General features: G+C 65.0%; 20 protein-coding genes. 13 read left to right on the forward strand and 7 right to left on the reverse strand.

The window, feature by feature from the left end; translation table 11 throughout:
* Positions 1-106: 106 nt before the first annotated feature.
* Entirely contained in the window at positions 107-775 is a 669-nt protein-coding gene (locus ACE10W_RS19070; protein ID WP_271557377.1) for an FMN-binding negative transcriptional regulator, read from the forward strand.
* Positions 772-1,755, forward strand: a complete 984-nt coding sequence (gene argC / locus ACE10W_RS19075) for an N-acetyl-gamma-glutamyl-phosphate reductase (protein ID WP_271557379.1) — start codon at positions 772-774, stop codon at positions 1,753-1,755. Before ACE10W_RS19070 ends, argC begins: the two co-directional genes overlap by 4 nt.
* Positions 1,756-1,912: 157 nt before the next feature.
* Here the strand turns inward: argC and ACE10W_RS19080 are convergent, their stop codons facing one another.
* From ACE10W_RS19080 to ACE10W_RS19090, 3 genes are all read right to left on the reverse strand, one after another.
* Positions 1,913-2,257: a hypothetical protein gene (locus ACE10W_RS19080; protein ID WP_271557382.1), complete on the reverse strand. Its 345-nt coding sequence runs from the start codon at positions 2,255-2,257 to the stop codon at positions 1,913-1,915.
* Between the two features lie 79 nt (positions 2,258-2,336).
* The gene (locus tag ACE10W_RS19085) at positions 2,337-2,735 is read right to left on the reverse strand and encodes an MAPEG family protein (protein WP_011087131.1); all 399 of its coding nucleotides are present in this window, start codon (positions 2,733-2,735) and stop codon (positions 2,337-2,339) included.
* Positions 2,736-2,797: 62 nt separating this feature from the next.
* Positions 2,798-4,606 carry an alpha/beta hydrolase gene (locus ACE10W_RS19090; protein WP_271557383.1) on the reverse strand — a complete coding sequence of 603 codons (1,809 nt, stop codon included), beginning with the start codon at positions 4,604-4,606 and terminating at the stop codon, positions 2,798-2,800.
* Between the two features lie 254 nt (positions 4,607-4,860).
* Between ACE10W_RS19090 and ACE10W_RS19095 the strand changes: the two genes are divergently transcribed.
* The 5 genes from ACE10W_RS19095 to ACE10W_RS19115 all read left to right on the forward strand — a co-directional run bounded on the left by ACE10W_RS19095 (position 4,861) and on the right by ACE10W_RS19115 (position 9,946).
* On the forward strand, positions 4,861-5,136 hold the full coding sequence (locus ACE10W_RS19095; protein ID WP_028171283.1) for a hypothetical protein: 276 nt from the start codon (positions 4,861-4,863) through the stop codon (positions 5,134-5,136).
* Positions 5,137-5,352: 216 nt separating this feature from the next.
* Entirely contained in the window at positions 5,353-6,573 is a 1,221-nt protein-coding gene (locus ACE10W_RS19100; protein WP_028171284.1) for an LL-diaminopimelate aminotransferase, read from the forward strand.
* A gap of 29 nt (positions 6,574-6,602) precedes the next feature.
* Positions 6,603-7,919, forward strand: coding sequence for a homoserine dehydrogenase (locus tag ACE10W_RS19105; protein ID WP_271557385.1), 1,317 nt, complete (start codon positions 6,603-6,605; stop codon positions 7,917-7,919).
* Positions 7,920-8,079: 160 nt separating this feature from the next.
* The gene (gene glpX / locus ACE10W_RS19110) at positions 8,080-9,081 is read left to right on the forward strand and encodes a class II fructose-bisphosphatase (protein ID WP_027542637.1); all 1,002 of its coding nucleotides are present in this window, start codon (positions 8,080-8,082) and stop codon (positions 9,079-9,081) included.
* Between the two features lie 145 nt (positions 9,082-9,226).
* Complete coding sequence (locus tag ACE10W_RS19115) at positions 9,227-9,946, forward strand: haloacid dehalogenase type II (RefSeq protein WP_028171285.1); 720 nt, start codon at positions 9,227-9,229, stop codon at positions 9,944-9,946.
* 31 nt (positions 9,947-9,977) lie between these two features.
* Here ACE10W_RS19115 and ACE10W_RS19120 read toward each other — a convergent pair whose 3' ends face one another.
* From ACE10W_RS19120 to ACE10W_RS19135, 4 genes are all read right to left on the reverse strand, one after another.
* Complete coding sequence (locus ACE10W_RS19120; RefSeq protein ID WP_011087137.1) at positions 9,978-10,400, reverse strand: cupin domain-containing protein; 423 nt, start codon at positions 10,398-10,400, stop codon at positions 9,978-9,980.
* A 49-nt stretch (positions 10,401-10,449) separates the two neighbouring features.
* On the reverse strand, positions 10,450-11,193 hold the full coding sequence (locus ACE10W_RS19125; RefSeq protein ID WP_271557388.1) for an SDR family oxidoreductase: 744 nt from the start codon (positions 11,191-11,193) through the stop codon (positions 10,450-10,452).
* 265 nt (positions 11,194-11,458) lie between these two features.
* On the reverse strand, positions 11,459-12,430 hold the full coding sequence (locus tag ACE10W_RS19130) for an MBL fold metallo-hydrolase (RefSeq protein WP_011087139.1): 972 nt from the start codon (positions 12,428-12,430) through the stop codon (positions 11,459-11,461).
* Positions 12,431-12,840: 410 nt separating this feature from the next.
* A complete protein-coding gene (locus ACE10W_RS19135; protein WP_375762674.1) occupies positions 12,841-13,506 on the reverse strand; it encodes a GntR family transcriptional regulator in 666 nt (221 codons plus the stop codon).
* Positions 13,507-13,623: 117 nt separating this feature from the next.
* On the opposite strand from ACE10W_RS19135, the gene ACE10W_RS19140 reads away from it, so the two are divergent.
* The 6 genes from ACE10W_RS19140 (at position 13,624) to ACE10W_RS19165 (ending at position 19,990) form a co-directional block, all read left to right on the forward strand.
* A complete protein-coding gene (locus tag ACE10W_RS19140) occupies positions 13,624-14,418 on the forward strand; it encodes an enoyl-CoA hydratase/isomerase family protein (protein ID WP_060911862.1) in 795 nt (264 codons plus the stop codon).
* 9 nt (positions 14,419-14,427) lie between these two features.
* On the forward strand, positions 14,428-15,687 hold the full coding sequence (locus ACE10W_RS19145) for a CaiB/BaiF CoA-transferase family protein (RefSeq protein WP_271557393.1): 1,260 nt from the start codon (positions 14,428-14,430) through the stop codon (positions 15,685-15,687).
* A gap of 48 nt (positions 15,688-15,735) precedes the next feature.
* A complete protein-coding gene (locus ACE10W_RS19150; protein WP_271557394.1) occupies positions 15,736-16,728 on the forward strand; it encodes a tripartite tricarboxylate transporter substrate binding protein in 993 nt (330 codons plus the stop codon).
* A gap of 225 nt (positions 16,729-16,953) precedes the next feature.
* On the forward strand, positions 16,954-17,436 hold the full coding sequence (locus tag ACE10W_RS19155; RefSeq protein WP_028171291.1) for a tripartite tricarboxylate transporter TctB family protein: 483 nt from the start codon (positions 16,954-16,956) through the stop codon (positions 17,434-17,436).
* Between the two features lie 11 nt (positions 17,437-17,447).
* Entirely contained in the window at positions 17,448-18,989 is a 1,542-nt protein-coding gene (locus tag ACE10W_RS19160; protein WP_271557398.1) for a tripartite tricarboxylate transporter permease, read from the forward strand.
* Positions 18,986-19,990: a 4-hydroxythreonine-4-phosphate dehydrogenase PdxA gene (locus ACE10W_RS19165; protein WP_271557400.1), complete on the forward strand. Its 1,005-nt coding sequence runs from the start codon at positions 18,986-18,988 to the stop codon at positions 19,988-19,990. Before ACE10W_RS19160 ends, ACE10W_RS19165 begins: the two co-directional genes overlap by 4 nt.
* Positions 19,991-19,992: the final 2 nt, after the last annotated feature.

Raw genomic sequence — 19,992 nt, forward strand, 5'->3', positions numbered from 1 at the left:
GTTTGAGATCATCGTCTTTGCCGCTGGACCCGATCCGCGGCATTCTTTCTCCTGTCAGCGCGATCTGATCCGGCGGCCCCCCAAGGAGGCCCAGCAGGAGACCACGATGTACACCCCACCTTTTTTCAAGCAGGACCGCGCCGCGAGCCTGAAATTCGCTGAGGAGCGCGGCTTCGGCACGATGTGCGCCTTCGACGGCCACAGGCCGGTCGCCTCGCCGCTGCCGTTCTACCTGACCTATGCCGCCGACGGCACGCCGCAGGCCGCCTTTCATGTCGCCCGTCACAATCCGCTGCTAAAGCTTGCGGACGGCGCGACCTCCTGGCTGCTCGTGGTCAACGGCCCCGATGCCTATGTATCGCCGGACTGGTACGTCTCGCCGGACCAGGTGCCGACATGGCTCTACCAGTCGGTGCATCTGACCGGGTCGGTGCGGCTGCTGTCGGATGACGAGCTGTCGGTGCAGATCGATACGCTCAGCGACAAGTTCGAGAGCTGGCTCTTGCCGAAGAAGCCGTGGACGTCGGGCAAGATGACGGCGGGCCGGCTCGAGGCAATGAAGAAGGGGATCGTGGGCCTGATCATGACGGTTGAAGAGGTCGAAGGCAGCTTCAAGCTCAACCAGCACAAATCGGACGCTGACTATACGGCGATCGCCAACGCGCTCGGTGCGCAACCCGCCGCCGACGCGAGGGAGATCGCGCAACTGATGCAGGACGTGAGGCCGGAAGCCTTCGCGGCCGAAACCAACAAGCTCGAAAGGAGCGTGCCATGAGCCTTACTGATACCAAACAGGCCCCGAAGGCGGGCGCTGCGACCAAGCCCGCCACCGTCTTCGTCGACGGCGGCTCCGGCACCACCGGGCTCGGCATCAACGAGCGGCTGAAGCTCCAGAGCGATGTCGCGGTGAAGACGATCGCCGACGACAAGCGCAAGGATCCCGCGGTGAAGAAGGCGCTGATGGAGGAGGTCGATCTCGTCATCCTCTGCCTGCCCGACGAGGCCGCCAAGGAGACGGTTGCGCTCATCGACAGCATGGGGCCGTCGGGCCCGAAGGTGCTGGACGCCTCGACCGCCTACCGGGTTGCGCCCGACTGGGCCTACGGCTTTCCGGAACTGACGCCGGATCAGCCCGCCAAGATCAAGGCCGCGAAGAAGGTCTCCAATCCCGGCTGCTATCCGACCGGCGCGATCGCGCTCTTGCGGCCGATCGTCGATGCCGGGCTGTTGCCATCAGACTATCCCGTCACGGTGAACGCGGTGAGCGGCTATTCCGGCGGCGGCAAGTCGATGATCGCGAGCTTCGAAGACGGCAGCGCGCCGTCCTTCGAGCTCTACGGCCTCGGCTTCGAGCACAAGCATCTGCCGGAGATGCAGCTCTATTCGAACCTGACGCGGCGGCCGATCTTCATTCCCTCGGTCGGCAACTACCGGCAGGGCATGCTGGTCTCGGTGCCGCTCCAGCTCGACACGCTGCCGGGCAAGCCCAGCGGTGCCGATCTCCAGGCCGCGCTGGCGAAACGCTACGCCGGCTCGAAATACGTCTCGGTGATGCCGCTCCAGAACGAGGCGAGCAAGGGCGGCCGGCTCGAGCCGGAGGCGCTGAACGAGACCAACATGCTCGAGCTCTACGTCTTCGCCAGCGACAAATATCACCAGGCCGTGCTGGTCGCCCGGCTCGACAATCTCGGCAAGGGTGCCTCGGGCGCGGCCGTGCAGAACATGCGGCTGATGCTGGGCCTGCCGGAGGCGTAGCGGCAAGGCTCTCTCTCCACCGTCGCCGCGAGCGAAGCGAAGCAATCCAGAATCTTTCCGCGGCGACAGTCTGGATTGCTTCGCGCCTCGCCATGACGCCGGGAATGCTCGGCAGCAAGATACGCGGCTGCCGGGGCCCTTCGTGTCGGGCCAAAACTCAGCGCAAAATCACGTCCGCCGGAAACGGCCGAACAGGACGGCCGGCACAGACATTGTCACGCGCCACCACCGCGTCGTGGTGAGACTTTTCGATTTCACCGAGCGAGCGGCTGGAGATGTCGCACGCCTCCTGATGGTCTTGCGCGTAGCCGTGCAGGGAACTCCAGGCGAGCGATGCGCGGATGTAAGCGTTACAGCGGTCCGGCATCAATCCACGGTTCATCGGCTTGGTGGCTTCGATGGCTTCGCTGCGCAGGCGCATCAGTTCGGAGCATTGCGCCTGCACCTCGCCGCCAAATCCGGCGAGCGCGATCATCGCGATGGCTGAAAGAAGGGTCCGCATCCGGAATCCTCGCTTCGGCTGCCTCAGCCCGCGTGACAATATCGCAGATCGCAGGGGCCTGCGCCTGCTTTTCGGATGCTCAAAGCACCTTGAAGATCGCCAGCGCCAGCACGGCCTGCGCGAGGAAGCCGACGGTGAAGGCGAGGGTGCGGAACACCGGGATTCCCATCGCGTAGACGATCAGATGTGCGACGCGCGACCAGAAATAGACCGCGCAAGCGAGCACGGTCCATTTCGACGAATAGTCGATCGCGTTCAGGATCAGCACCAGCGGTGCGAAGATCACGAGATTTTCCACGGCGTTGTCATGCGCGAACATGAGTCGCGTCGCCCAGGGCGATTGCGGCTTGTCGCTGCGGGAGGGGTTTGCCATGGCGCCCGACAGCCCGCGAACCTGGCAGCGGTCGAGGATGTAGGGGACCCACAGGATGCCAGTGAAAATCACCGTCAGTGTCAGCCAGAACAATTCACGCGTCATAACCCGGTCCCCTCATTCATCACTGTGCTGAAGGCGAGCTTATACAAGCGCAGGAGATTCCGCTATGCGCGAACCCTGACATAGCTGCCGGGTGCATCCTCGATCGGGGGGAGCGCCTCGCTGCCGACTGCGCGCGCCGGGACCTCCTCGGGGTCGAGCTCGCCGAGCCATTGCCGCCAGTCGGGCCACCACGAGCCCTTGTGCTCGACCGCGCCCTTCATCCACTCGGCGACGTTGACGTCCTTGATGTTGTCGTTGGTCCAGTACTGGTACTTGTTCGAGGCGGGCGGGTTGACGACACCGGCGATGTGGCCCGAGCCGGACAGCACGTATTTCACCGGGCCGCCGAAGAATTGCGAGCCGTACAGCACCGACTCGGCCGGCGCGATGTGGTCCTCGCGGGTGGCGAGGTTGTAGACGGGCACCTTGACCTTGGAGAGATCGAGCAGCGTGTTGTCGAGCACCATCGTGCCCGTGGACAGCCGGTTCTCCAGATAGCAATTGCGCAGGTAGTAGGAATGGTTCGACGCGGTCATGCGCGTCGCATCCGAATTCCAGTGCAACAGGTCGAACGCGCTCGGCTGCTGGCCCTTCAGGTAATTGCTGACGACGTAGGACCAGATCAAATCGTTGGAGCGCAACATGTTGAAGGCCATCGCCATCTTCGAGCCTTCGAGCACGCCGGCGGTCTTCATGTCGTGCTCGAGCGATGCGATCTGATCCTCATCGACGAACACGAGGAGATCGCCGGCATGGGTGAAGTCCACCTGTGCCGCGAAGAACGTCGCCGAGCTCACGCGCTGGCGGCGCTTCTCGGCGAGCCAGGCCAGCGTGGTCGCGAGCATCGTGCCGCCGACGCAATAGCCGGCGGTGTGCACCTTCATCTCGCCGGTGACCTTCTCGATCACGTCCATCGCGGTGAGCGGGCCTTCCTTCATGTAGTCTTCCCAGCTCTTGTTACCGAGCCGCTTGTCGGGATTGACCCATGAGATCACGAACACGGTGATGCCCTGGTCGACGCACCACTTGATGTAGGATTTCTCCGGCTTGAGATCGAGAATGTAGAACTTGTTGATCCAGGGCGGCACGATCAGGAGCGGGGTGCGCAGCACGTTCTCCGTGGTCGGAGAATACTGGATGAGCTGCATCATCTCGTTCTGGTAGATCACCTTGCCCGGCGTCGTCGCCATGTTGACGCCGACGACGAGATTGTCCGGGTTGGACTGGCGGATCTTCAGCATGCCCTTGCCGGCCGCGATGTCCTCGGCCAGCATCTTCAGGCCGCGCGCCAGATTCTCGCCGCTGCTCGCCACCGTCTCGCGCAGCACTTCCGGATTAGTCAGCACGAAGTTCGAGGGCGACAGCGCGTTGGTGACCTGCTGGACGTAGAACTCGGCCTTGCGGCGGGTCTGCGGGTCGAGCCCCTCGGCGTCACGCACCAGCTCCTGCGCCCATTTGGTCGTGAGCAGATAGAGCTGCATCACAAAATCGAAGAACTGGTTCGACTTCCATTCCGGATCGGCGAAACGCTTGTCGCGCGGCGAGGGTGCAATCGCGGGCGGGGCGTCCTGGCCGGCCATGCGGCGCGCCGCCGCGCCCCAGAGGTCGAGATAGTCCTTGGCGAGCTTGGTCTGGAGATCGGACGAGCGCGAGGTGTCCGACAGCCAGTATTCGGCGACCGATGTGAAGGCCTTGACGACTTCGGCAAGCTCGGCCGGCGGACGGTCCTGCACCTCGCCGCTCTCGCGCGGCTTGAGGAAGGCGGCCAGCGCCTTGCCGCCGCTCTCCATCGCCCGCGCGACATTCATCGCGAAGGCTTCCGCATCGAACTTCGTCTCGGGTTTGGGCGTGTCGGTCGTGGCCATACTCATGGGCAGAACAGTAACGATTCATTCCGTATTCGTCACCGCGAAGCTCGCATGTTTGACGTTAAACACTCTCGAAGATGTGTTGCACTGCGACAAATTTTCTTGGTTCCGTCACAATCGAGCCGCACCGCTCGGTTTGGTAGTGCCGGGGTGTTTTCTCGCTCGGACCATTTGGGCAGCAATGGTTTGAGCTTGGGCGTGGTCTTGGGTAAGGTTGCCCGGGGCCGTGCTTTGGGACGAGTAGGGGATTTTCCCAAGTGTTGGCGTTGAGGGACCTGCAAAAGTCGCTGCTGATCTGCGGCGCGCTGCTGAGCGTGGCGTTCGCGCTGGGCGGCTGCTCGAGTCAGCTCGCGGATATGACGCCTGCGGATGCGCAGGCGCATTCCAGGGAGCCCGGCACCTATTTGCCGGTGCATGATCTGCCGCCGGAGCGCGATCAGGCGGTCATCCCGCCGGACCAGCGCGCCAAGATCGAGGCCGAGCTTGCCGCCGCGCGCGACCGCCAGGCGGTCGCCGCCAAGGATGCCAAATGAGGCGGTGCAAGGTAATCGCTGGCGCGACCGCCTTGGCGTGCTAAAAAGACCTCAGTTCAGCCGAGAGTCAGGGCGAACGACTTCAGCCCCCGTCGTCGGAAGTTGCTCTAAACGTTTGATTTTGAGCAATTTTTGCGAAGGGGGCGAGCGCGTCTCCGAACGGCCGTTCTAGCCTGTCGATTCTGTCCTGACCGGGTGCCCGGAGCCCAGAGAGCCATGGAAGAGTTTTACCGCATCCGCCGCCTTCCGCCTTACGTGTTCGAGCAGGTCAACCGGGCCAAGGCGGCCGCGCGGAACGCCGGCGCCGACATCATCGACCTCGGCATGGGCAATCCGGACCTGCCGGCTCCGCCGCACGTGCTGGAGAAGCTCAAGGAGACGCTCGGCAAGCCGCGCACCGACCGCTACTCGGCCTCCCGAGGCATCCCCGGCCTGCGCCGGGCCCAGGCCGGCTACTACGCCCGCCGCTTCGGCGTGAAGCTCAATCCCGACACCCAGGTGGTGGCGACGCTGGGCTCGAAGGAGGGCTTCGCCAACGTGGCGCAGGCGATCACCGCGCCGGGCGACGTCATCCTGTGCCCCAACCCGAGCTACCCGATTCACGCCTTCGGCTTCCTGATGGCGGGCGGCGTGATCCGCTCGGTACCCTCCGAGCCGACGCCGCAGTTCTTCGAGGCGGTGGAACGGGCGATCGTGCATTCGATCCCCAAGCCCCTGGCGCTCGTCGTCTGCTATCCCTCGAACCCGACCGCCTATGTCGCGAGCCTCGACTTCTACAAGGACCTTGTGGCCTTCGCGAAGAAGCACGAGATCCTGATCCTGTCCGATCTCGCCTATGCCGAGGTCTATTTCGACGAGAACAACCCGCCGCCCTCGGTGCTCCAGGTGCCGGGCGCGATGGACGTCACCGTCGAGTTCACCTCGATGTCGAAGACCTATTCGATGGCCGGCTGGCGCATGGGCTTTGCGGTCGGCAATGAGCGCGTGATCGCGGCGCTCGCCCGCGTCAAATCCTATCTCGATTACGGCGCCTTCACGCCGGTTCAGGTCGCCGCGACCGCGGCGCTGAACGGCCCCGACGATTGCATCAAGGAGATGCGCGACACCTACCGCAAGCGCCGCGATGCGCTGGTGGAGTCGTTCGGCCGCGCCGGCTGGGAGATTCCGCCGCCGGAGGCCTCGATGTTCGCCTGGGTGCCGCTGCCGGAAGCGTTCCGCAGCGTCGGCAGCATGCAGTTCGCGACCCTGATGGTGGAGAAATCCGGCGTCGCGGTGTCGCCCGGCGTCGGCTTCGGCGAGCATGGTGAAGGATATGTCCGCATCGCCATGGTGGAAAACGAGCAACGGATCAGGCAAGCCGCGCGCGGCGTGCGCCGCTTCCTTGAAAGCGGCATCGAAACGTTGCACAACGTCGTTCCGCTCGCCAATCGGCGCTAATTCTCTTCGACAGGTTTTCGATAAGCATCATGGTCGCACCCCTGAAAGTGGGCATAGCGGGGCTCGGCACCGTGGGTGCCGAAGTTGTCCGTTTGATTGAAACGCAGGGACGCGTGCTCGCGGGCCGCAGCGGCCGCGGCATCCGCGTCGTCGCCGTCACCGCGCGCTCGAAGGCCAAGAAGCGCGCTGTCGACCTGCGCGGCGTCGAATGGGTGAAGGATCCGATGGCGCTCGCCACCCATCCGGAGGTCGATTGCTTCGTCGAGCTGATGGGCGGCGCCGGCGATCCCGCGCTCTCCGCGGTCGAGGCTGCGCTCAATGCCGGCAAGTCCGTCGTCACCGCCAACAAGGCGCTGCTGGCCAAGCATGGCCTCAAGCTCGCCAAGGCCGCCGAAAAGCACGGCGGCGCGCTGAATTTCGAGGCAGCGGTCGGCGCCGCGATTCCCGTCATCAAGACGCTGCGCGAGGGCTTGGCGGGAACCGGCATCAACCGCGTCTACGGCATCCTCAACGGCACCTGCAATTACATCCTGACGCGGATGGAGCAGGAGGGCCTGTCGTTTGCCGAATGCCTCAAGGACGCGCAGCGGCTGGGCTATGCCGAGGCCAATCCGTCCTTCGACGTTGACGGCCACGACACCGCGCAAAAACTCGCCATTCTCGCCAGCCTCGCTTTCGGCACGAAAGTTGCTCAAAGCGCGGTGTATGTCGAAGGTATCTCCTCCATCGCGCCGGAAGATCTGCGCGCGGCCGCCGATCTCGGCTACCGCGTCAAGCTGCTCGGCGTTGCCGTTCGCACCGCCAAGGGCATCGAGCAGCGCGTGCACCCGACCATGGTTCCAAAATCCTCCTCGATTGCGCAGGTGATGGGTGTCACCAATGCGGTCACGATCGATGGCGAGGGCATTCCGCCGATCACGCTGGTCGGCCCCGGTGCAGGCGGTGCCGCGACCGCATCCGCCGTTGTCGCCGACATCGCCGACGTCGCGCGCGGCATCCGCGCCAATCCGTTCGGCCGGCCGATCTCGCATTTGCGCGACACCAAAAAGGCGCCGATGGAGCGCCACGAGGGCGGCTACTACATCCGCCTTTTGGCGCGCGATTTCCCGGGCACTGCGGCGGCAATCGCGACCCGGCTGGCAGAACAGAAGATTTCGATCGAGTCGATCGTGCAGCGTCATCCCAATGGCGGCGCTCCGGCGGCAAACGGCAAGGCGGTCCCCGTGCCCGTCATCCTGATCACCTATGCGACGCACGAGGACGCGGTGCGCCGCGCGCTCGCCGCCGTGCAGCGCGACAAGGTGATCAGCGGACGGCCGCAGGTGATCCGGATCGAGAAGAACTAGAGCATGCTCCAGACCCGGTGAGCCGCGCCCGCGCAAAAGTGTGAAGCGGTTTTCCGGAAAGAGCAGGCTCAAGCAATGACACGGTTCGAACGAACTGTGGGTGTTACGAGTTGATGCGGGCGGAGATTTCCGTCCAGAACCGTTTCGAAGGAGTTAGCCGATGTCGACCCATATTTCAGTCCCGCCGCACGCGTTGCTCGAGCGCATCCTCACGCTGGAGATCGTGCGGGTGACCGAGCGGGCGGCGGTGTCTTCGGCGCGGCTGCGCGGCCACGGCAACGAGAAGGCGGCCGACCAGGCCGCCGTGGACGCGATGCGGCGCGAGCTCAACAAGCTGCCGATCGAGGGCACCATCGTGATCGGCGAGGGCGAGCGCGACGAGGCGCCGATGCTGTTCATCGGCGAGAAGGTTGGCATGAATGCCGGCCCGCAGGTGGACATCGCGGTCGACCCGCTCGAAGGCACCACGCTGTGCGCCAAGAACATGCCGGGCTCGATCGCCACCATGGCGATGGCCGACGGCGGCACGCTGCTGCACGCTCCCGACGTCTACATGCAGAAGCTTGCGATCGGACCGGGCTACGACAAGGGCATCGTCGATCTCGATGCGAGCCCGGCTGACAACGTCCGCCGCCTCGCCAAGGCCAAGGGTGTCCAACCGGACGGCATCACCGTTCTCGTGCTCGACCGCCCGCGCCATGCCAGCATCATCGAGAGCGTGCGCTCGACCGGCGCGGCGGTGCGCCTCATCACCGACGGCGACGTCGCCGGCGTGATCCATTGCGCCGATCCCGACAACACCGGCGTCGACATGTATCTCGGCACCGGCGGTGCGCCGGAAGGCGTGCTCGCGGCCGTGGCGCTGCGCTGCATCGGCGGCCAGATGCAGTGCCGCCTCATCCTCGATTCCGACGAGAAGCGCGAGCGCGCCGCCAAGATGGGCGTCAACGATCCCAAGATGATCTACGGCATCGAGGACATGGCGCGCGGCGACTGCCTGTTCGCCGCCACCGGCGTCACCACGGGCTCGCTGCTGTCGGGCGTCAAGTTCCGCAAGGACGGCGTGATCGAGACCGAGACGGTGGTGATGCGCTCCGTCACCGGCACCGTGCGCTACATCAAGGCCGAGCACCGCGAGCTGGCGAAGTTCCACCTGGACTGACGTTGGCCGTCATTCCGGGGCGAACGGGACCGCGCGAAGCGCGGCCCGGAGAACCCGGAATCTCGCGCCGACAACCTCTGGATTCCGGGTTCGCGCTCCGCGCGCCCCGGAATGACAAAGACAAAAGCAAAAAGAGGAAGCGCCCATGTCCGATCTCTCCGCCGTCAAAGCCCTGGTCTTCGACGTGTTCGGCACCGTCGTCGACTGGCGCACCAGCCTGATCACCGACTTCATGTGGTGGAGCAGGCAGCGCGGCATCAGCGCCGACTGGACCGCCCTGGTGGACGGCTGGCGCGGCATGTACATGGCCTCGATGGACGACGTGCGCAAACATCCCGAGCGCGGCTATGTCATGCTCGACGATCTACACCGCCGCTCGCTGGAAAAGCTGGTCGCGCAATTCTCGATCAAGGGCCTCACCGAAGCCGATCTCGATTACCTCACCAAGGGCTGGCATCGCCTGCATCCCTGGCCCGACAGCGTCGCCGGCCTGACGCGGCTGAAGTCGAAATTCGTCATCTCGCCGCTGTCGAACGGCAACGTCGCGCTGCTCACCAACATGGCGAAGTTCGCCGGCCTGCCGTGGGACCTCGTCATGTCGGCCGAGCTGTTCGAGCACTACAAGCCCGATCCCGAGACCTATCTCGGCGCCGCGCGCCTGCTCGGCCTCAAGCCGGGCGAGGTGATGATGGTCGCCGCCCACAACGGCGATCTCGCCGCCGCGCAGAACAACGGCCTGAAGACCGCGTTCGTGGCGCGGCCGACGGAGTACGGGCCGTTGCAGAAGGTCGACTTCGAAGCCACCGGCAACTGGGACATCGTCGCCAAGGATTTCGGCGGGATCGCCGACAGGCTCGGCTGCTGACATCTTGCGCCGAAGCGCCTTGGCCCGCGCACTACTTCGCGATCGGCGTTGTCAACTCGGTATCGGCGGTGTCCACCACGAAGACGGCCAGCAGCTTCGCCGGCTCGGTGTCGCTGGCGTTGGTGCTGACGGCATGGCGATCGCCGGGCTTCTCGGAGAAGTTCTCTCCCTTGTGAAAGACCTTGGCGGGCTCGTCATTGACCTGGCTGCGTATCGCCCCTTCCAGCACCGTGGCATAGATGAACGCGGAGCGTGCGTGGGTGTGGGCCGGTGAGGAGCCTCCGGGACCATACTCGACCAGCACGCCCTTCATGCTCTTGCCGGGAGCATTCGGCAGGACCTGGTCAAACACGACAGTCACCTTGGCCGACTTCGCAGCCGGCTGCGTCTCGGCTGCCTGGGCCGCCAGGACGAATGCGGCGTAAGCCGCCGTTGCGATCAGCAATCTGCGCATGGGATTTCCTTCATTGCCGTGGTTGCAGCGACCTTGGGATCGCGGATCCTCAAGCCGTCGCGAGCCATTTTGCGAGCGGCGTCTTCCCGAGCCGCGCCTCGCCGAGCGGGACCAGCGAGGTGTCCTCGATGGGGGCGCCGTAATATCCTGCCTTGGCGTCTCCCACCACCGGGCGGCTGTCGCCCGATGCTTTCAGGCGGCGCGCGACGAACTCGTTGAAGGGAGCTTTTTCCGGTCCCGCGATATCGATCGTGCCGTTGAGCGGCCGTCCCGTCGCGACCTCCGCGAGGGAAGCAACCACGTCGTCGGATGCGATCGGCTGAAACGACGCCGATGGCACGACGATCTTGCCGTCAATCGCTCCCGCTTCGCCGATGGCCCCGAGGAATTCAAAAAACTGCGTGGCGCGAACGATCGAGTAGGGGACCGGAGATGCCTTGACGATGGTCTCCTGCGCGAGCTTGGCACGAAAATAGGCGATGTCGGGCGAGCGATCGGTTCCCACGATCGACAGCGCGACATGATGCTTGACGGCTGCTGCGGCCTCGGTCGCGGCGAGGTTCTGGCTCGAACGCTGGAAGAATTCCAGCACGGCGGCGGGCTCCCAGGACGGCGCGTTGGCGACGTCGACCACGACATCCGCGCCTGCCAGCGCGGCAGCGAGGCCTTCCCCGGTCACGGCGTTCACGCCTGTTTTTGGAGAGGCCGCTATGACCTCGTGGCCTTGCTGCTTGAGTTTCGACACGAGCTTGGATCCAATCAATCCGCTGCCGCCGATCACGACGATCTTCATGGCATGTCTCCTGAGCATTTTGCGAGCGTGAGCGGCGTCAGGCCAAAGGGGCGTCACGAGCTCTCGTCGACGAAAGTGATGCGAGGGGACTCTTATCCGAGCAGTGAGGCGAGCTCTTGCCTGGAACGGGCCTGCCTTGCCGAAAAATGCTCCAGAAGTGTCGTTGCGACGCGACAGGAACCGGTCAGGGATCATTCACCTCTGTCGGTCAGATCAAGCGAACGGCCCGGGCCACACATGCGCGACCCGGGCTTGGTATCACCGGCTACAACGTCATCTGCATCGGTTCGGGATAGTAGTGGAACCCGTCACCCGCCTTGGCGACGTGGCCGTAGCCGGGCCAGGCGAAGTGATAGGACATCACGGGCGTCTTGTTGGCCGCGAGCATGGTGAGCAGCTTGACGCGCGACTCGGCTGCCTGCTTCGGGTCGGTGTCGTAGGAGAATTCCATCCGCGGCCGCTCCAGCAGCAGCACGGAATGGTGCGAGAGGTCGCCGAGGAAGGCGAAGGACTTGCCGGCCGAGGAGACCATGAAGATGGTGTGGCCGACGGTGTGGCCGGGCGCGGAGATGGCCTGCACGCCGGGCAGGAATTCCTGGCCGTCCCTGAAGAACACGATGCGGTCGCGGACCGGCAGCAGGTTCTTGCGGGCGTGCACGACGAAGTCCTTTGCCGGGCTCCCCATCTTGCCTTCATCGGTCCAGAAGTCGAAATCGGTCTGGGAGATGTAGATCTGCGCGTTCGGAAACAGCGGCTTGTTGTTGGCATCCACGATGCCGCCGATGTGATCGATATGCGCGTGCGAGCAGACCACGGCATCGATGTCCTCCGGCTTGATACCGGCCTCCATCATGCTCTTCTGCTGCCGGCCGGTGGTGGGGCCGAACATCTTGGAGCTGCCCATGCCGGTGTCGAACAGGATGAGCTTGTCGCCGGTGTTCACGATCGGCGAGTTCTGCTCGAGCACGACATTGTCCGGCGACAGGAAATTGTCGGCGAGCATCTTCTTCACCTCTTCCTTGGAAACGCCGGTGAAGGTGCCGGAGGGATCGCCGAGCGGCAGCGGTCCGTCGGAGACGACGGTCACTTCGGCGTCGCCGAGAATGAAGCGGTGCCAATAGGGAGTCTGGGTGCCGAGCTTGGGAGCGCGTGCCATCGCACTGCTGCCGAGCATTGCGCTGGCGCCAAGGCCGGCGCCGAGTGCGAGCAGGGATCGACGTGAGACATCGAGTGTCATTCGTTTCCTCCATTCTTCTTTTGAGCTGCGCGATTGTCTCGCGCGTTGTGTTCGGCCTGAGGCCAGCGGTGGAATGCTGCGCCGGTTCAGACAAGCTAGCAAGTGGAATTGATTTGCGGGTCAGCGCGGCTTGTCAAAGTGCGCGATGCAATTCCGGCGCGCGACAAAAGACACCGGTTGCCGACGTTGCTTTCGTCAGCACGATCCAGCCACGCGGTGCCGCAATGCAATCAATGATTGTGTCGCGATTGTGTCTCCTGACCGCCCGACGCGGCAGGACTGCAAGAATCTTTTCGCGTCACGACGGCACGCGTCCGCATAGGCCGTGTTCGCCATCGGGCTTCACTCGGCTACTCCCCGGCCTAGCCATGGGCAACGCCGAAAGCGCAGGGAATAGGCCGGGCGTGATCTCACGCGATCCGCAGCGCGAGGTCGCTTGCTTCCGTTTCGGCAAAGCCGGCCTGCAGGACCTCTTCGCGCTTGTGGCGGAGATGCGCACGCAGGATGTGGGAGAGGCCGGCGCCGTCGCGCCGCTGCAGCGCGTTCAGGATCGCCTCGTGCTCCTTCACGGCGAACGCCCAGCGCTGCGGCGTCATCGGCGTGACGTAGCGCGCGCGGCGGATGCGCGCCGTCACGGAGGCGTAGAGCCCGGTCAGTGCGGGATTTCCGGCTGCGGCGACGATGGCTTCGTGGATGGCGCGGTTGCCGCGGTAGTACTGGATCAGGTCGCCCTTGCGATAATGCCGAACCATGTCCGTGTGCGCAGCGGCGATCTCGTCGATCTCGGCGTCGCTGATCCGCTCGCAGGCGAGCTCGCCGGCAAGCGCTTCGAGCCCCTGGCAGACTTCGAACAGGTCGCGCATGTCCTTGTCGGTCAGCTTCGCCGCGCGCGAGCCGCGATGAGGCAGGAGCTGCACGAGACCTTCGGCGGCGAGCACCTTGAGCGCTTCCCGCAGCGGCGTGCGCGAGATCTGGAGCCGGTCGCACAGCTCGCGCTCGGGAATCCGCGCGCCCGGCGGGATTTCGCCGTCGAGCAGGATGGCGCGGATGCGGCCGACGACCTCCTCATGAAGCATGGCAGGCGGCTCCAATTTGAATGCAAAAACGCAGTAATCGGTCGAAATATGCAAGTTCCAGCTTGCTAATCGCAGATTCTGCATTCAAAAATGTAAAAAACAAGAGGGCATGAGGAAATGGACCACGCTGCGGAGGCGGACGACCTCGTTTTTGAACGTCAGGACGGCATCGGGCGGATCACCTTCAACCGTCCGCAGGCGCGCAATGCCTTCACCTTCGCCATGTACGAACGGCTCGCGGCGATCTGCGAAGAGGCCGACCGCGATCATTCCCTCAAGGTGCTGGTGCTGCGCGGGGCCGGCGACAAGGCCTTCGCCTCCGGCACCGACATCAACCAGTTCCGCGAGTTCAAGACGCCGCAGGACGCGATCGACTACGAGAACCGCATCGACCGCGTGCTCACCACGCTCGAGCAGTGCCGGGTCCCGACCATCGCCGCGATTAACGGGTTCTGCACCGGCGGCGGGGCGGGCATCGCCGCGGCCTGCGACCTGCGCATCGGCACGAACAGCGCCAAAATCGGATTTCCGATCGCCCGGACGCTCGGCAACTGCCTGTCGATGTCCAATGTCAGCCGTCTCACCGCGCTCATCGGCGCTGCGCGCGTCAAGGATCTGATCTTCACCGCGCGCCTCATTGACGCCGCTGAAGCCGCCAGCGTCGGGCTGCTCGGCGAGGTCGTCGAGGATATCGCGGCCCTGGACAGGCGTGCCGACGAGGTCGCTCGCCTGCTGGCCAGCCACGCGCCGCTGACGCTGACCGCGACCAAGCAGGCGGTGGCGCGCCTGCAAAGGCGGCTGACCCGGGACGAGGGGGAAGACCTCATCCTGATGTGCTACACGAGCCAGGATTTTCGCGAAGGGCTCGATGCTTTCCTCAACAAGCGCGCGCCGCAATGGCGCGGCCAATAGGACGGGCCGATGCAAAGCGATCGATCGCAATCCACCTCTCGCCGTTCGGGACCGCTTGCCGGCCTCAAGGTCATCGATCTCACCCATGTCATGGCGGGGCCGACCTGCACCTTGATGCTCGCCGACATGGGCGCGGACGTCATCAAGATCGAGAAATGGCCGAACGGCGACGACACCCGCCATTCGGTGCCGCCCAAGATCGGCGATGAGGCGGCCTCCTTCCTGATGATGAACCGCAACAAGCGCGGCATCGTGCTGGACCTCAAGACCGATGGCGGCAAGAAGGTGCTGCGGCGGCTGATCGCGGACGCCGACGTGCTGGTCGAGAATTTCGCGCCGGGCGCCATGGAGCGCCTCGGCTTCGGCTATGAAGACCTGCACAAGCAGTATCCATCGCTGATCTACTGCTCGCTGTCCGGCTTCGGCCGCACCGGCCCCTACAAGCACCGCCGCGGTTTTGACCTCGTCGCGCAGGCGATGAGCGGCATCATGAGCTTTACCGGCGAACGCCCGGATGGTCCGCCCGTCAAATGCGGCCCGCCGCTGTCCGACATCACCGCCGGCCTGCTCGCGAGCATGGGTATCCTTGCCGCCTATACGCATCGGCTCAAGACTGGCGAAGGGCAGTGGGTCGAGACCTCGCTTTACGAGGCGGCCCTGGTGCAGACCTACTGGCAGTCCACGATCGCGCTGGCCGCGGGCACCGCGCCGCGCGCGATGGGCTCGGCGCATCCGCTCAACGCGCCGTACCAGGCCTTCGAGGCCTCGGACGGCTGGCTGGTGGTCGGCGGCGCCAACAAGAAGCATTGGCTGTTGATGCTGGAGGCGCTCGGTGCCAGCGAGCTCGCCTCCGATCCGCGCTTCGTCACGGGGGCCGACCGCATGGCGCATCTGAAGGAGCTCGAGGCCGTCCTGAGCGAGCGCTTCCGCACCCGGTCGCGGGTGCATTGGCTTGCGGCACTCGATGAGAAGGGCGTGCCGTGCGGCCCCGTGCACGACATGCTGGAGGCGCTCAGCGATCCGCAGACGCTGGCGCGCGAGATGGTCGTCGAGGTCGAGCATTCCACGCTCGGTCCCGTGAAGACGATCGGGCTTCCGGTCAAGTTTTCGGAGACCCCAGGCAAAGTGCTCTCGGGCGCCCCGGTCTACGGTGAGCATACCCGCGAGGTGCTGGCCGAACATGGGTTCGACCAGAAGCAGATCGAAGCGCTCGAGCAAGAAGGCGCAATCGTTTCAGCCGCAGACAGACGCGAGGAACGCGTCGCCTGACCGGTTCGATACAACAAATAAAACAGAACATAAGAGCTGGAGGAAATCATGGGTCGGACGTCAACACTTCTGCTTTCCGCAGCCGCGACCGTGCTCGCCGGCACGGTCCCGGCGTTTGCGGCCTGGCAACCGCAAAAGCCGATCGAGTTCGTGGCCACCGCCGGACCGGGCGGCGGCACCGACAATCTCGCCCGTGCGGTGCAGAACATCGTCACCAAGTACAAGCTGACGGAGCAGCCCATCGTCGTCGTCAACAAGGGCGGCGGCAGCGGCGCCGAAGGTTATGTCTACGGCAAGGCGTCCGCAGGCGATCCCTACAAGGTGATCTTCGGAACGTCGAACGCCTGGCAGCAGCCGCTCGTCTCCAAGGTCGCCTTCAACTACACCGATCTCACCCCGATCGCGGCGATGGCGCAGGACGAGTTCCTGCTGTGGGTCAAGCAGGATGCGCCCTACAAGACGGCGGGGGACTATCTGAAGGCGGCCGCATCGGGCGAATTCAAGATGGGCGGCGCGCAGTCGAAGGACACCGACGAGGTGCTGACCCGCATGATCGAGAAGGCCGGCAAGGTCAAGCTGACCTACATCCCCTTCAAGAGCGGCGCCGAGACCGCCGTGCAGCTCGCCGGCGGACACCTCGACTCCCACGTCAACAATCCCAGCGAGAGCCTCGGGCAATGGCGTGGCGGCACGCAGCGACCGCTTTGCGTTTTCAGCCCGAAACGGCTGCCGCAGGGTCCCAAGGTCACCGCGACTGAAGGCTGGAGCGACGTTCCGACCTGCGCCGAGCAGGGGCTCGACATCAAGCAATATGAGCAGCCGCGGACGGTGTGGCTGCCCGGCAAGGTCACGCCGGATCAGGCCGCGTTCTATGTCGACCTCATGAAGAAGGTGCAGGCGACGCCGGAATGGAAGGACTACATCGAGAAGACCTCCCAGGTCGACACGTTCCTGACCGGCGCCGAGCTCGACAAGTTCATCAAGGAGGACCTTGAGCACGTCAAGCAGGTTGCGGGCGAGCAGGGCTGGCTGGTCAAGTGAGGCGACCATCGTGCCACAATCTCCACTGTCGTCCCGGCGAACGGCGGGACCCACACCGCGTGATCTATCGTGGAGCGTTGGTGGTGGTACCGACTTGGCTTCCAGGCCTCGTCAAACTTCTCCCTGGGGTTATGGGTCCTGGCTTTCGCCGGGACGACACTTGATGGCTTGGAAGACGCGTGCGTCATTCACTGGCCGTGGCACGCCGCTCGAACGGAGCTCTCGATGATCTCACGCCGCGCGCTTGAGCTTGCGACCGCTATCCTCACCGGCAGCTTTGGTGTGGCCGTCGTCGTCTCCAGCCTCGACAACGGCATCGGCTGGTCGAGCGCGGGCGTGGATGCCGGCACGTTCCCGTTCCTGACCGGAATCATCATCGTGCTCGGAAGCCTCTACAATCTGGTGAGAGGTCTTCTGCCGGCGACGACGCTCGCAAGCGTTCCCATCGCGATCACACCGCTCGAGCTGCGCCGGCTTGCCGGCCTGTTCGTGCCGGCCGCGATCTTCGTTGCCGCGATCCCGCTGGTCGGGATGTACATCGCCTCAAGCCTGTACGTCTTCGCCGTGCTGGCGATCCCGAGGCACCAATCCGTGCCACGCGCGCTGGCGATGGCGGCGGCAACGGCGCTCGCGCTCTACGTCGTGTTCGAGCGCATGTTCCAGGTCAGCCTGCCGCATGGCGCGCTCGCCGCCGCGTTCGGCATCTGACGGAGAGGCCGATGGACAATCTTGGGGAACTCCTGCACGGCTTCACCATCGCGATCACCGTGCCGCATCTGCTGCTGATGGCGGTCGGCGTGCTGCTCGGCATTCTCGTCGGCGTGCTGCCGGGGCTGGGCGCGCCGAACGGGGTGTCGCTGCTCTTGCCGCTGACCTTCGGCATGCAGCCGGTGTCGGCGATCATCCTGCTCTCCAGCATGTACTGGGGCGCGCTGTTCGGCGGCTCGGTGACCTCGATCCTGTTCAACATTCCCGGCGAGCCGTCCTCTGTCGCAACCACCTTCGACGGCTATCCGATGGCGCGCGACGGCCGGCCGACGACGGCACTCGCGACCGCCTTCGGGTCGGCTGCGTTCGGCGCGCTGGTCGGTGTCATCCTGATCACCTTCCTCGCATCCTGGGTGGCGCAGGTCGCGCTCGCCTTCGGGCCAGCGGAATATTTTGCGGTCTATTTCCTGGCCTTTGCAAGTTTCGTCGGCATGGGCGGGGCGGCCCCGATCAAGACCGTCGTGGCGCTCGCGATCGGCTTTGCGATCGCCGCCATCGGCATCGACACCGTCTCGGGCAGCGTCCGGCTGACCATGGGCATCGACGAGCTGGTCAAAGGGGTGAACTTCGTCGTCGCGGTGATGGGTCTGTTCGGCATCGGCGAACTGCTGGTTGCCGTCGAGGAGGAATTCCATGCCCGCGCCGTCTCCTCGAAGATCGATTGGCGCGAGGTGTTTCGCGCAGTCGGCCGCCTGCCGCGGCATAGCGTTGCGCTGCTGCGGAGCGCCGCGATCGGGTGCTGGATGGGGATCACGCCGGGCGGCCCGACCGCCGCATCCTTCATGAGCTACGGCATCGCCCGCCGCTTCTCGCGCCGCGGCCGATATTTCGGCACCGGCGAGGTCGAAGGCATCATCTCGCCGGAGACGGCCGATCATGCCGCGGGCACCAGCGCGCTGCTGCCGATGCTCTCGCTCGGCATTCCAGGCTCGGCGACCGCGGCCGTCATGATGGGCGGGCTCATGATCTGGGGCCTCAATCCAGGGCCGATGCTGTTCGTCGACCAGAAGGATTTTGTCTGGGGCCTGATCGCCTCGATGTATGTCGGCAACATCGTCGCGGTTGCGCTGGTGCTGCTGACCGTTCCGGTCTTCGCCGCCTTGATGCGAATCCCGTTCGTGGTCATCGCGCCCCTGATCGTGATCATCTGCGTCGTCGGCGCCTATTCGGTGTCGAACTCCTATCTCGACGTGGTGATGATGCTCGGCTTCGGAATCGTCGGCTATCTCTTCAAGAAGCTGTTCTATCCGCTGGCGCCGCTGGTGCTCGCGATCGTCATCGGCGACAAGGCCGAGGATGCGTTCCGGCAGTCGATGCTGATGTCGAAGGGATCGCTCGGGATCTTCTTTGCGAACAAGCTGGTGACGTGCCTGATCGTGGCCGGCATCGCGCTGCTGCTGCTTCCGCTCGCGTTGCAGCTCGCGCGTTTGCTGCGCAAGCCCACGCCATCCGACAGGAATGAGACGACAGCTCAGGAGAAGGTGATCATATGACCGCAAAGCCGCTCATTGCACTGGCGATGGGAGATCCCGCCGGCATCAGCCCGGAGCTGACGGCGAAGCTCGTGGTGGAGGGCGACATCCGCGCGAGCTGCCGGCTCGTGGTGATCGGCGACCGCCGCATCTTCGACGAGGGCGCGCACGTTGCGGGCGTCAAGCCGGACCTGACCATGGTGGAGCAGGGGGCCGACCTTCGATCGGCGCAGGGCGACGCGCTGTTTGTCGATCTTCGCCACCTCGATCCCAGGGACGTCGAGCCGAAGACCGCGACGCTTGCCGGCGGAAAATTCGCGCTGACCAATTACCGGCACGCGCTCGAACTCGGCCGCGACGGCCGCGTCGATGCGGTCTGCTTCACCCCCTTCAATAAGCAGGCGATGCGCCTTGCCCGCGCCGAGTATGACGACGAGATCGCGTTTTCCGCGGAGGTGGTCGGCCTCAAGACGCCGGCCAGCGAGTTCAACGTGCTGGACCGGCTCTGGAACGCGCGGGTCACGTCCCACATCCCGCTTAGGGATGTGGCTGCAAAGCTGTCCAGCGAACGCATCCACCGCGCGCTGAAACTGACCGATGCTTGCATGCGCAACGCCGGCTTCGCGCGCCCGCGCATCGCGGTTGCGGGTCTCAATCCTCACGCCGGCGACGGCGGCAATTTCGGCCGCGAGGAGATCGACATGATTGAGCCGGTGGTCGCGGCCGGCCAGCGCGAGGGCATCGCGGCGGAGGGGCCGTTCCCGGCCGACACCGTGTTCCTGCGCGCCAAGGGCGGCGCCTTCGATGCGGTGCTGACGATGTATCATGACCAGGGTCAGATCGCGATGAAGCTGATGGGCTTCGATCGCGGCGTGACCTTGCTCGGCGGCTTTCCATTCCCGATCTGCACGCCCGCGCACGGCACCGCCTACGACATCGCAGGCCAGGGCATCGCATCGATCGGCGCCAGCCGCGCCGCGCTGCTGCTCGCGGCGGAGATGGCCGGGCGCCGTGCTGGGTGATC

It is taken from the genome of Bradyrhizobium sp. B025, from assembly GCF_042257955.1.
Lineage (GTDB): Bacteria > Pseudomonadota > Alphaproteobacteria > Rhizobiales > Xanthobacteraceae > Bradyrhizobium > Bradyrhizobium diazoefficiens.